1 protein-coding gene is annotated in these 15,128 nt (G+C 66.7%); it reads left to right on the forward strand.

What is annotated here, in order from left to right; genetic code table 11:
- Positions 1-208: 208 nt before the first annotated feature.
- Entirely contained in the window at positions 209-14,773 is a 14,565-nt protein-coding gene (locus AC1ZV1_RS07690) for an Ig-like domain-containing protein (protein ID WP_484296180.1), read from the forward strand.
- Positions 14,774-15,128 lie beyond the last annotated feature (355 nt).

The following is a 15,128-nucleotide window of genomic DNA, read 5'->3' on the forward strand; positions in this document are numbered from 1 at the left end:
AAGTCCCATCGGCCCCTCGACTCAACGCCAATAGCACCCACGCCTCCCCCGATCAGCTGGCCAGCGCTTGCCGGTCGCAGAGATGAGTCAACGAACCCCGTGGTTGAAGAAGGTCCGCAAGCCTGTCGGCTTGCGGCCGCCCTTGTGACCGGGAATGGCGAAGGCCCTGCCGCAGCGTTCCCCTGACTGCCGAGTTCCGAGGCCCACCATGGCTAAAACAATCGTTGTAATCGATAAGGCGACCCACGCGGCCACCCAGATCAACCAGGCTGACCTGACCCTCCGCGCGCCCTCAGTCGTGAAGCTGGCCTTGAGCAAGGAGCAGGTCCTCAGCATCACCCGCGAAGGCAATGCCTTGGTGATCAAGACCCTGGACGGCGAGACCATCGTCATCCACGGGTTCTTCGGGGCAGCCGGCGAGCCGAACAGCGATCTGGTACTCGACAGCGGTGACGGACATTACTGGGTTGCCGAGGTGAACGACGAAGGCTCGGTCTTCGCCAGTTACAACGAAGTCGACTCGGTGGAATCTCTGTTGGTAGCAGAAGGTGGCGATCAGGGGGCGCTGCCCTGGGTGCTGGGCGGCCTGGCCCTTGTCGCAGGCGGTGTTGCGGCGTCCAATAGTGGCGGCGGCGGTCATCACGGCAGCAGCGGGCTCAAGGCTCCTACTGCCGAACTGCAGGCAGGCGAGGCGGGCGGCCTTGTCGTCAGTGGCACCACCAGCCCTGGCGCCAGCGTTACCGTGACCTTCCCAGACGGTTCCAGCACGACCGTGGTGGCCGATGCCAACGGTCGCTACCAGGCTTCCACCTCTTCGCCGCAGACCAGCGGCGGCGTGGACATTCACGTCGAAGATGGCAAGGGCAACAGCAGCGACGCCCATGTCGACTACACCGACACCACTGCGCCGAGCGCACCCAGCATCGAGGTCGCTACCAACGCCGATGGCAGCGTGACTGTCAGCGGTAACGCCGAGCCGGGTAGCACCGTGACCGTGACTTACCCGGATGGCAGCACCGGCAGTGTCGTCGTCGGCGAAGATGGCGGCTACAGCCTGACCTCTCCGCCCGACCAGCCCTCGGGCGAACTGACCGCCAGTGCCACCGACGACGCCGGAAACACCAGCCCCGGTACCCAGTTGCCCTATGTCGATACCACACCGCCGGCCGCGCCGAGCATCAGTGTCACCGAGAACACCGATGGCGGCCTCACCATCAGTGGCAGTGCCGAAGCCGGCAGCATCGTCACCGTCACCTTCCCGGACGGCTCGGTGGGTAATGTCATGGCTGACGACAACGGCCAGTACAGCATCACTACCCATGTGCCCCAGGCCAGTGGCGAAGTCAGCGCCACCGCTACCGACGTCTACGGCAACACCGGCGAGCCCGGCAACCTGGCATATGTCGATAGCACCCCGCCGGATGCGCCGCTGCTCGATCCGCTGATTGCCCTGGAAGATGGTTCCGTCACCGTCTGCGGCAACGCCGAGCCCGGCTGCACCGTCACCGTGACCTTCCCGGACGGCTCTACCGGTACCACGGTCGCCGATGCGAACGGCGCCTTCGCGGTGACCTCCGTCAGTCCGCAGCCCAACGGTGAGGTCAGCGCGGCTGCGACCGACCTGGACGGCAACACCGGCCCGGCCGCTACCGACAACTTCGCTGACAGCACCGCGCCCGATGCGCCCGTGCTGGGGCCGATCATCACCAACGAAGATGGCAGCATTAGCGTTGGCGGCAGCGCCGAGCCGGGCAGCACCGTCACCGTGACCTATCCGGATGGCTCCACCGGCTCCGTGGTCGTGGGTGACGATGGCCGATTCACCTTCACCTCGCCCGAGAACCAGCCCACTGGCGAAATCAGCGTCAACGCCACCGACGAAGCCGGCAATACCGGCGCCTCGGCGACCGAGAGCTATACCGATACCACCGCGCCGGAAGCGCCGAGCGTCAACGTCATCGCCAACGCCGATGGCGGCCTGACTGTCACCGGCAGCGCCGAAGCGGGCTCGACCGTCACTGTGACCTTCCCGGATGGCTCGACCGCCATGGCCACCGCCGGCAGCGACGGCAGCTACGCAATCACCACCCACGTACCGCAGACCAGCGGTGAGGTCAGCGCCGCCGCGACCGACGCAGCCGGTAACACCGGCGACTCGACCACCTTCGCCTATACCGACAGCACTGCTCCCGAAGCTCCGGTACTTGATCCTGTCGTTACCAACGAAGACGGAAGCATTACCGTTGGCGGCAGCGCCGAGCCAGGCAGCACGGTGACCGTCACTTACCCGGATGGCAGCACCGACCACGTAGTCGTCGGTGAAGACGGCTCCTGGTCGATCACCTCGCCGGAAGATCAGCCCACCGGCGAAATCAGTGTCAACGCCACCGACGAGGCGGGTAATACCGGCGCTTCGGTGACCGAGGACTATGCCGACACCACTGCGCCGGAAGCGCCGAGCGTCAACGTCACCGCCAATATCGACGGTGGCCTGACCGTAACCGGCAGTGCCGAAGCGGGCTCGACCGTTACCGTGACTTTCCCGGATGGCTCGACGGCCACGGCCACCGCCGGCAGCGACGGCAGCTACGAAATCACCACCCACGTACCGCAGACCAGCGGTGAGGTCAGCGCCGCCGCGACCGACGCAGCCGGTAACACCGGCGACTCGACCACCTTCGCCTATACCGACAGCTCTGCTCCCGAAGCTCCGGTACTCGATCCCGTCGTCACCAACGAAAACGGCAGCATCACAATCGGCGGCAGCGCCGAGCCAGGCAGCACCGTCACCGTCACCTACCCGGATGGCAGCACAGGTTCCGTGGTGGCGGGCGAAGACGGCAGCTTCAGCCTCACCTCGCCGGAGAACCAGCCCAGCGGCGAGATCAGCGTCAACGCCACCGACGAGGCCGGCAATACCGGCGCTTCGGTGACCGAGAATTACACCGACACCACCGCGCCGGACGCCCCGAGCGTGAATGTCGCGGCCAATACCGATGGCGGCCTGACCGTGAGCGGCAGCGCCGAGCCGGGCACCACCGTGACCGTGGCCTTCCCGGATGGCTCCACCGGCACTGCCACGGCGGGTGGCGATGGCAGCTACAGCGTCACCACGAACGTGCCGCAGACCAGCGGTGAGGTCAGCGCCACCGCCTCCGACGCCGCCGGCAACACCGGCAATGCCACGACCCAGAGCTACACCGACAGCACGGCTCCAGAGGCGCCGGTTCTGGACCCGATCGTCACCAACGAGGACGGCAGCATCACCGTCGGCGGCAGCGCCGAACCGGGCAGCATCGTCACCGTGACCTACCCGGATGGCAGTACTGGCAACGTAGTCGTCGGTGAAGACGGCTCCTGGTCGATCACCTCGCCGGAAAACCAGCCCACCGGCGAAATCAGCGTCAATGCCACCGATGAGGCCGGCAACACCGGCCCGTCGGTCAGCGAAAGCTTCACCGACACCACTGCGCCGGAAGCGCCGAGCGTCACCGTCACCGCCAATGCCGATGGCGGCCTGACCGTGACGGGTACGGCGGAAGCGAGCAGCACCGTTACCGTGACCTTCCCCGATGGCAGCACCGACACGGTAACCGCCGGTATCGATGGCAGCTACAGCGTCACCACGAATGTGCCGCAGACCAGCGGTGATGTCAGCGCCAGTGCGACCGACGCCGCCGGCAATAGCGGTGACTCGACCAGCGTCACCTACACCGACGGCACCGCACCGCAAGCGCCTGTGCTCGACCCGATCGTCACCAACGAAGACGGCAGCATCACTGTCGGCGGCAGCGCCGAACCGGGCAGCACCGTCACTGTGACCTACCCGGACGGAAGCACCGGTTCCGTGGTAGCCGGTGGGGACGGCAGCTTCACCCTCACCTCGCCGGAGAACCAACCCACCGGCGAGATCAGCGTCAATGCCACCGACGAAGCCGGCAATACCGGTGCTTCGGTGACCGAGAACTACGCCGATACCACCGCACCAGAGGCCCCAAGTGTCAACGTCACGGCCAACGCCGATGGCGGCCTGAGCGTGAGCGGCACGGCGGAGGTGGGCAGCACCGTCACCGTGACCTTCCCGGACGGCTCGACCGCCACTGCCACTGCGGGCAGCGATGGTCACTACGAAGTTACTACCCACGTCCCGCAAACCAGTGGTGAGGTCAGCGCCACCGCCACCGACGCAGCCGGCAATACCGGCGACTCGGCCTCCCTCGCCTATGTCGACGACACCGCGCCGCAAGCACCGGCCCTGGACCCGCTGCAGAGCAATGCCGACGGCAGCATCACGGTCAGCGGTTCGGCCGAGCCGGGTAGCACGGTCAACGTGACCTATCCCGATGGCAGCACAGGGGCCGTGGTGGCCGACGAGGACGGCAGCTTCACCCTCACGTCCCCGGCTGGCCAACCCAGCGGCGATGTGACGGCCAGCGCCACCGATGAGGCTGGCAACACCGGCCCGTCCGCCACTGGCGAATTTGCCGACACCACCGCGCCGGAGGCGCCGAGCGTCACCGTCACCGCCAATGCCGATGGCGGCCTGACCGTCAGCGGTATTGCCGAGGCGGGCAGCACCGTCACCGTGACCTTCCCGGATGGTTCCAGCACCACCGCCACGGCGGCAGGGAACGGCGAGTACAGCGTCACCACCCACGTACCACAGACCACCGGCGAGGTCAGCGCGACCGCGACCGACGTCGCCGGCAATACTGGTGATGCCACTTCCCAGACCTACACCGACAGCACCGCGCCGCAAGCGCCGGTACTTGATCCGATCGTGACCAATGAGGACGGCAGCATCACCCTCGGCGGCTCGGCAGAGCCGGGCAGCACGGTGACCGTCACCTATCCCGACGGCAGCACCGGCTCCGTGGTGGCAGGTGAAGATGGCTCCTGGTCGACCACCTCGCCGGAGAACCAACCCAGCGGCGAAGTCAGCGTCAATGCTACCGACGAGGCCGGAAATACCGGCCCCTCGGCGACCGAGAGCTATGCCGACGCTACCGCGCCGGATGCACCGAGCGTGAATGTCACGGCCAATGCCGACGGCGGCCTGACCGTGACCGGCACGGCGGAAGCCGGCAGCAGCGTGACGGTGACCTTCCCGGATGGGGCCACCGGTACGGCAACCGCCGGCTCCGATGGCAGCTACAGCGTCACCACCCATGTGCCGCAGACCAGCGGCGAGGTCAGCGCCACTGCGACTGACGCCGCTGGCAACACCGGCGATGCCACGACTCAGAACTACACCGACAGCACGGCGCCGCAAGCGCCGGTACTTGATCCGATCGTCACCAACGAAGACGGCAGCATCACCCTCGGTGGTTCGGCAGAGCCGGGTAGCACGGTCAACGTGACCTATCCCGATGGCAGCACCGGCAGTGTCGTTGCGGGCGAGGACGGCAGCTTCAGCATCACCTCGCCGGAGAACCAGCCCACCGGTGAAATCAGCGTCAATGCCACCGATGAAGCCGGCAACATCGGCGACTCGGTGACCGAGAGCTACACCGACACCACCGCGCCGGACGCCCCAAGCGTGACTGTCACGGCGAACGCCGATGGCGGCTTGACCGTCAGCGGCAGTGCCGAGGCGGGCAGCACCGTCACCGTGACCTTCCCGGATGGTTCCAGCACCACCGCCACGGCGGCAGGGAACGGCGAGTACAGCGTCACCACCCACGTACCACAGACCACCGGCGAGGTCAGCGCGACCGCGACCGACGTCGCCGGCAATACTGGTGATGCCACTTCCCAGACCTACACCGACAGCACCGCGCCGCAAGCGCCGGTACTTGATCCGATCGTGACCAATGAGGACGGCAGCATCACCCTCGGCGGCTCGGCAGAGCCGGGCAGCACGGTGACCGTCACCTATCCCGACGGCAGCACCGGCTCCGTGGTGGCAGGTGAAGATGGCTCCTGGTCGACCACCTCGCCGGAGAACCAACCCAGCGGCGAAGTCAGCGTCAATGCTACCGACGAGGCCGGAAATACCGGCCCCTCGGCGACCAAGAGCTATGCCGACGCTACCGCGCCGGATGCACCGAGCGTGAATGTCACGGCCAATGCCGACGGCGGCCTGACCGTGACCGGCACGGCGGAAGCCGGCAGCAGCGTGACGGTGACCTTCCCGGATGGGGCCACCGGTACGGCAACCGCCGGCTCCGATGGCAGCTACAGCGTCACCACCCATGTGCCGCAGACCAGCGGCGAGGTCAGCGCCACTGCGACTGACGCCGCTGGCAACACCGGCGATGCCACGACTCAGAACTACACCGACAGCACGGCGCCGCAAGCGCCGGTACTTGATCCGATCGTCACCAACGAAGACGGCAGCATCACCCTCGGTGGTTCGGCAGAGCCGGGTAGCACGGTCAACGTGACCTATCCCGACGGCAGCACCGGCAGTGTCGTTGCGGGCGAGGACGGCAGCTTCAGCATCACCTCGCCGGAGAACCAGCCCACCGGTGAAATCAGCGTCAATGCCACCGATGAAGCCGGCAACATCGGCGACTCGGTGACCGAGAGCTACACCGACACCACCGCGCCGGACGCCCCGAGCGTGACTGTCACGGCGAACGCCGATGGCGGCTTGACCGTCAGCGGCAGTGCCGAGGCGGGCAGCACCGTCACCGTGACCTTCCCGGATGGCAGCACTGGCACCGCGACTGCGGGTTCCGATGGCCGCTACAGCGTGACCACCACGGTTCCGCAGACTACCGGTGAGGTCAGTGCGACCGCCACCGACGCCGCCGGCAATACGGGCGACGCCACTGCGCAGAGCTACACCGACAGCACCGCTCCGCTGGCGCCGCTCCTCGACCCGCTGGTGACCAACGAGGATGGCAGTGTCACCATCGGCGGCTCGGCCGAGCCGGGCAGTACGGTTACCGTTACCTACCCGGACGGAACCACCGGCAGCGTAGTAGCCGGTGAAGATGGCAGCTTCACCCTCACGTCCCCCGCCGGCCAGCCCAGTGGCGACGTCACCGCCAAGGCCACCGACGAAGCGGGCAACACCGGCCCATCGGTCACCGGCGAGTTTGCCGATACCACCGCACCGGACGCGCCGAGCGTCACCGTCACGGCCAATGCCGACGGTGGCTTGACCGTCAGCGGCAGTGCGGAGGCGGGTAGCACCGTCACCGTGACCTTCCCGGACGGCAGCACCGCGACCGCCACGGCGGGTGGCGATGGCAGCTACAGCATCACCACCCAGGTGCCGCAGACCAGCGGTGAGGTCAGCGCGACCGCCACCGACACAGCAGGCAACACGGGAGATGCCACTACCCAGACCTACACCGACAGCACTGCGCCGCAAGCGCCGGTCCTCGATCCTGTCGTCACCAACGAAGACGGCAGCATTACTGTGGGCGGCAGCGCGGAGCCGGGCAGCACCGTCACCGTGACCTACCCGGACGGCACCACCGGTTCCGTGGTAGCGGGGGAGGACGGCTCCTGGTCGATCACCTCGCCGGAAGATCAGCCCACCGGCGAAATCAGTGTCAACGCCACCGACGTAGCGGGTAACACCGGCGCTTCGGTGACCGAGGAATATGCCGACACCACTGCGCCGGAAGCGCCGAGCGTCAACGTCACCGCCAATATCGACGGTGGCCTGACGGTAACCGGCAGTGCCGAAGCGGGCTCGACCGTTACCGTGACCTTCCCCGATGGTTCCACCGACACCGTCACGGCGGGCAGCGATGGCAGCTTTAGCATCACCACCAACGTGCCGCAGACCAGCGGCGACGTGACCGCCAGCGCCAGTGACGCGGCTGGCAACGTGGGCGACAGCACCACTGTGGGCTACACCGACACTGCCGCTCCGCAATCGCCGAGCGTGACGGCCAGCGCTAACGACGACGGCGGCTTGACCGTCAGCGGCAGCGCGGAGGCGGGTAGCACCGTCACCGTGACCTTCCCGGACGGCTCGACTGCCTCGGTGACCGCTGACAGCGACGGCCTCTACGAAGTCACCACCCACGTGCCGCAGACCAGCGGCGACGTCAGCGCCAGCGCCACCGATGCCGCAGGCAATGCCGGCGCGCCCACGGTAGAGAGCTATACCGACACCCAGGGCCCGCAAGCACCGAATGTGAACGTGACGGCGAATGCCGACGGCGGCCTGACGGTTGCCGGCAGCGCCGAACCGGGCAGCAGCGTGACCGTGACCTTCCCCGATGGCAGCACCGCGACGGCCACGGTCGGCAGCGACGGCAGCTACAGCGTCACCACCACGACTCCGCAAACCACCGGTGAAGTCAGCGCCAGCGCCACCGATGCCGCCGGCAACACCGGCGCCGCCGCCACCGTGGACTACACCGACAGCGCCGCGCCGCTGGCACCGAGCCTGAATGTCAGCGCCAATGCCGACGGCGGCCTGACCGTGACGGGCACGGCAGAGGCGGGTAGCACCGTCACCGTGACCTTCCCGGATGGCAGCACCGGCACGGCGACCGCGGGCACCGATGGCAGCTACAGCGTCATCACTCACGTCCCGCAAACCAGCGGCGACGTCAGCGCAAGCGCCACTGATGCCGCTGGCAATGCCGGCGCCTCGACGGTCGAGTCCTACACCGACAGCACCGCGCCCCTGGCACCGGAACTGGATCCGCTGGTAACCAACGACGATGGCAGCGTCACCCTGACCGGCAGCGCCGAAGCGGGCAGCACCGTGACTGTGACCTTCCCGGACGGCACGACCGGCTCCGTGGTCGCGGGCAGCGATGGCGCCTTCAGCATCACCTCGCCGGCGGGGCAGCCCACCGGCGACGTGACCGCCAAGGCCACCGACGAGGCCGGCAATACCGGCCCGTCGGCCACCGGCGAGTTCGCCGACACCACCGCACCGGACGCGCCGAGCGTCAACGTCAGCGCCAATGCCGACGGCGGCCTGACCGTCAGCGGTAGTGCGGAGGCGGGCAGCACCGTCACCGTGACCTTCCCGGATGGCAACACCACCACCACGACCGCAGGCAGCGACGGTGCCTATAGCGTCACCACCACAGTGCCGCAGACCACGGGTGAAGTCAGCGCCATGGCGACCGACCGCGCCGGCAATACCGGGGACGCCGCTACGGTGGACTACACCGACACCGGTGCGCCGCAGTCGCCGAGCGTGAACGTCAGTGCCAACGCCGATGGCGGCCTGACCGTGACGGGCACGGCGGAAGCAGGCAGCACCGTCACCGTGACCTTCCCGGATGGCACCAGCGGCACCGCAACCGCCGGTTCCGATGGCAGCTACAGCGTTACCACGACGGTTCCGCAAACCAGCGGTGAAGTCAGTGCGACCGCGACCGATGCGGCCGGCAATATCGGCGACGCCGCCACGGTGGACTACACCGATACCGGCGCCCCGCAGGCGCCGAGCGTGAATGTCAGCGCCAACGTCGATGGCAGCCTGACCGTGACGGGTACGGCGGAGGCGGGCAGCACCGTCACCGTGACCTTCCCGGATGGCAGCAGCGGCACCGCGACTGCCGGCACCGATGGCAGCTACAGCGTCGCCACGACGGTTCCGCAAACCAGCGGTGAAGTCAGCGCGACGGCCACCGATGCCGCCGGCAATACCGGTGACGCGGCCACCGCGGACTACACTGACACTGGTGCGCCGCTGGCGCCGAGCGTGAACGTCACGGCCAATGCCGATGGCGGCCTGACCGTGAGTGGTGCGGCGGAGGCGGGCAGCACCGTCACCGTAACCTTCCCGGATGGCAGCACCGGCACCGCAACCGCCGGTTCCGACGGCAGCTACAGCGTGACCACCACGGTTCCGCAGACCAGTGGAGAGGTCAGCGCATCGGCCGCCGATGCCGCCGGCAATACCGGTGCGTCGACAGCCGAGACCTATACCGACAACACCGCGCCCCTGGCGCCGGTACTCGATCCGCTGGTGAACAATGCCGATGGCAGCGTCACCGTCAGCGGCACTGCCGAAGCGGGTAGCAGCGTCATCGTCACCTACCCGGATGGCACCAGCGGATCGGTCACTGCCGGTTCCGATGGTCGCTTCAGCGTCACCTCGCCGGTCGGCCAGCCCAGCGGTGAGGTCAGTGCCAGCGCCAGCGATGCCGCCGGCAACGATGGTCCGTCGGCCAGCGCCACCTTCACCGACACCACAGCGCCGGATGCTCCGAGCGTCAATGTCACGGCGAACGTCGATGGCGGCCTGACCGTAACGGGTACGGCAGAGGCGGGCAGTACCGTCACCGTGACCTTCCCGGATGGGACTACCGGCACGGCAGTCGCCGGCACCGACGGCAGCTACAGCGTCACCACCCACGTGCCGCAGACCACGGGTGAAGTCAGTGCACTGGCAACCGACGCCGCCGGCAACAACGGCTCGGCCACCACCGCTACCTACACGGATACCAGCCTGCCGCAAGCGCCGGTACTCGATCCGCTGGTGAACAATACCGATGGCAGCGTTACCGTCAGCGGCAGCGCCGAAGCAGGCAGCAGCGTCACCGTGACCTATCCGGATGGCACCAGCGGATCGGTGACTGCCGGGACCGATGGTCGCTTCAGCGTCACCTCGCCGGTTGGCCAGCCCAGCGGCGAAGTCAGCGCCAGCGCTACCGACCTGGCGGGTAACGCCGGCCCGGCAGCGACGGCCGAATTCACCGACACCACCGCACCGGGTGCGCCGAGCGTGAACATCACAGTCAACGCCGATGGTGGCCTGACGGTGACGGGGGTGGCAGAGGCGGGCAGTACCGTCACCGTGACCTTCCCCAGCGGCACTACCGGTACGGCTATTGCCGGTTCCGACGGCAATTACAGCGTTACTACCCACATCCCGCAGAGCACTGGCGAAGTCAGCGCCGCTGCCACCGACGCGGCCGGCAACACCGGCGCATCCGCCTCCGCGGACTACGCCGACAGCACCGCGCCGCTGGCGCCCAGCGTGCTGGTCAACGCCAATGCCGACGGCACCTTGGTGGTCAGCGGCAACGCCGAAGCCGGCAGCAGCGTCACCGTGACCTTCCCTGATGGTACGCAGCAGATCGTCACCGCCAGCGCTGCGGGCACCTACAGCGTCACCAGCGTTGGAGCCCAGGGCAGCGGTGAGGTCAGCGCCGTGACCACTGACGCCGCCCATAACAGCAGCGTCAGCGGCAGTGCGCACTACGCGCTGGCGACTGTCAGCGGCATCTCCGAAGACAACGGCCTGAACAGCGGCGACTTCATCACCAACGACAACACCCTGGTAGTCAGCGCCACCGTGGACGGCCAGCTCAACGCTGGCGACAAGGTGCAGATCTCCATCGATGGCGGCCAGAACTGGCACGACGCCGTCGACCAGGGCAACGGTACCTACGTCTTCGACAACAGCGGCACCACGATGGGCGATGGCGACTATGTGTTCATGGCCCGCGTGGTCGGCAGCGAAGGCAACGTCAGCCTGGCCGACAGTCAGGCAGTGCAGATCGATACCCAGGGACCGTCCGCCAGCCTCACCATCACCTTCGATGGCATCAGCGACGACAACGGCTACCTCGGCGACGACTTCGTCACCAACGACGACACGCTGTTGTTCCACGGCCAACTGAGCCAGAACCTGGCGGCCGACGAGGGTGTGGAAATCAGCCTCGATGGTGGCCAGACCTGGCAGCGCGTCGAGGTCAACGGCACCGACTGGAGCTTCGACAATACCGGCAAGGTACTGGGTGACGCGGTGTACGACGTGCAGGTACGGGTGGTCGACGATGCCGGCAACGTCGGCAACAGCGCCAGCCATAACGTGCAGATCGATACCGACGGACCGAGCGCCGACAAGACCATTACCCTCGACGCCATCAGCGATGACAACGGCGCCCAGGGCAATGACTTCATCACCAACGACAACACCTTGGTGTTCTCCGGCAAGCTGGGCGTTGCGCTCGGCGACGGCGAAGGCGTGGAAATCAGCCTGGATGGCGGCCAGACCTGGCAGCGTGCCGAGGTCAACGGCACCGACTGGCGCTTCGACAACACCGGCAAGGTGATCGCCGACGGTAGCTACACCGTGGTTGTGCGGGTGGTGGACGACGCCGGTAACATCGGCCAGAGCGCCCAGCACGACCTGAGCATCGATACCCAGGCGCCGACCTTCACCAGCTTCGTGCTCGACCTGGATACTGCCAGCGACAACGGCAGCAGCACCACCGACAACAAGACCAGCGTGATGACGCCGAGCTTCACCGGCACCGTCGCCGGTCTCTCCGCAGCGGACGCTGCGGCTGCCGCGGCGGGCAAGATCACCGTGATGCTGTTCGACGACAAGAACGGCGACGGCGTCTATGGCGAGGGCGATGTCATCTACGCCCAGGACCTGACGCTGACGATGAACGGTACCGGCGGCACCTTCAACGTGACGCTGCCGTCGATGTTCGATGGCAGCTACAACCTGAAGGCGGTGCTGGTGGACGAGGCGGGTAACCGCTCGCAGGTCGGCCTGCTCGACAACAATGCCGATGCCAGGCTGGTCATTGACGTGGCCGGCACGCCGTCGGTGGCTTCCAGCACCCAGACCGCCGACGGCCTCGGCCTGTCGATGTCGTCCATCGGTGACTTCAACGGCGACGGCTACGAGGACTTCGTGGTCTCCGCGCCGCATGACATCTATGGCTCCACCGCGGCCTACCAGTCGGATATCTATGTGCTCTACGGCAGCGCCAACGGTCTGCCGTCGTTAAGCAATATCGACAATCTGACGCCAGACCAGGGCTTCCGCATCAAGCAGAGTGGTGTCACCGGCACCGGTGGCGATGTCGGAATCCAGGGGCAGTTGGTCACCAACCTCGGCGACATCAACGGCGACGGCTATGACGACTTTGCCATCACCGGTACGTTGAACGACCGCGCCTATGTGATCTTCGGTCGCGAGGGCAACACCCTCAGCACCCTTGATCTGCAGAGCCTGGAGAACGGTGCCACCGCCAATGGCTTTGTGATCAAGAACAACAACACCGGTGGGTGGCCGGCCAACAGCATCAGCGGTGGCGACATCAATGGTGACGGCTACGCCGACCTGATCATCGGCTCGGCCGACGGTAACGGCGGCAACGGCATGTACGTAGTGCTCTATGGTCACGCTGGCGACGCGGGCAGCTCTGCGTGGAGCAACCTGCTGCTGCGCAACTACGCCAGCGACACCGATCCGGGTGGCCTCTACTACGCCACCGGTGCCACCTCGTCCACTCTGGGCTCACGCGTGGAGAACCAGACCAACGTGCGCACAACCTATGCGCCCGACGCCGATTCCGACCTCGGTTCGGTGATCAAGGTCATCGGCGACGTCAACGGCGATGGCTACGCCGACTACATCGTCACTGCTCCGCGCGGCAACGGGCTGAGCGGCAGTACGGTGTCCAACAGCGGCACCGCCTACCTGATCTGGGGTAGCGCCAATGGCCTGGGCAACAGCTACAACTTGGCCAACCTGACGCCTGATCAGGGCGTGCGCCTGGTGGGTTCGGAAACCGGTGAGTGGCTCGGCGGGGCGACCTATGACCAGGGTGGAACAGCGCAGAACGCCGGCCAGTGGTACGCCGAATTCTCCTCTATCCAGAACATCGGTGATATCAACGGCGACGGCATCGAAGACTTCGCCATCGGCTCGCCGGGCTGGGGCGATTCGGCTTCCGACACCACTGCGCCGGGCCGGGTCTACGTGATCTATGGCAAGGAAAGCGGAGTAGCCTGGGCCGACATCAAGCTGGGCAACCTGAATGGTACCGATGGTTTCATCATCTCCAGCAGCAGCAACGGCACCTCTATCAGCGGCTCGACGACCACCGCGGACGGCCAGCTTGGCTATGCCGTCAGCTCTGGCGGTGACGTCAATGGCGACGGCATCGACGACTTCCTGATCGGCATGCCCGGCTACGACAACGGCGTCACCAACCGTGGCGCGGTGTACCTGGTGTACGGTCGCGCCGACGGCAGCTTCGACGCCAATACCGACCTGGACGCGCTGGTCGCGGCCGGGCTGGCGGTGAAGTACACCGGGGTCAACGCCAATGACTATGCCGGTACTGGCCTGGCCATGGGCGACTGGAATGGCGACGGCATCGCCGATTATGGCTACGGCGTCTGGCAGAGCGACACCGGAGCTACCAACGCCGGTGGCTACAACATCTACAGCGGTTCCATCGCGCTGCTGACCCACAGCTACACCGTCGGTGACGACGAAATCTGGGCTGGCACCACCAGCCCAGGAGCGTCTGCCATCAACAACGGGGTGGACATCATCAGCGGTGGTCAGGGCAACGACATCATCCACGGCATCGGGACCGACACCACTGGTACCACCGATACCAGCGTGCAGCATGACGTGGCCATGGGCGGTGCCGGCAACGACACCATCGGTCTGGTCGGGACGACGTTCACCCGGGTCGACGGTGGCCTGGGCATCGATACCCTGAGGTTCGAGGCCTCCGGCCTGCAGCTGGATCTCACCAGCTACGGCACGCGGGTCAAGGGCTTCGAGATCTTCGACCTGGGCAGCAGCCAGGAAGGCAGCGGCAACAATACCCTCTCGCTGCGCCTGGCGGACGTGCTCAAGCAGGTCGACACCACCAGCGCCGAGGTGCCCAACCTGATGATCAAGGGCGATGGCAGTTCCACCGTGGACCTGGCCGAAACGGTCGGTTCCGGCGGCTGGGAAGTCAGCGGCAGCAAGAACGTGAACGGCGTCGATTACGACATTTGGCACAACGCGAGCATGGGGAGCAACACCAATGCGGACCTGCTGATCCAGCACGGCATCAACGTGGTCTGACGACCGGGGCGAGGGGCGCTGCGTGGCCGGCGCCCTTCGGCTTTGTCACAGGCCGTGGCTCTTCTGCCTGACCTCCGGAGCGCTCGTCGCTTCCCGGTGGTTGGGCGTTTGTCGTTTAGGAAACGTCTCATTCTTGCCAGGACGCAGGCTTCGGATAATGGCCCGGACGATTCGCAACAGGCCGTTCTGAGCGGCCTCCTTCTACAGCGGGCGCTCCCAGTTCAGCCTTCATCGGCGGCTGCTGGCGGGCCCTTCTCTCCACGCCCTCTGTGGGTGCTGCAGACGAACGTCGCGTATCCAACGCGCGCCGGTACTCCAGGATGAGTTTCCCGAATACGTGTACGGAGTACCGTTC

This window comes from Pseudomonas sp. BB438, from assembly GCF_057180225.1.

Excerpts from the sequence above, each read along its gene's own strand:
- AC1ZV1_RS07690 (WP_484296180.1), top strand. The coding sequence starts at position 209 with ATGGCTAAAACAATCGTTGTAATCGATAAGGCGACCCACGCGGCCACC.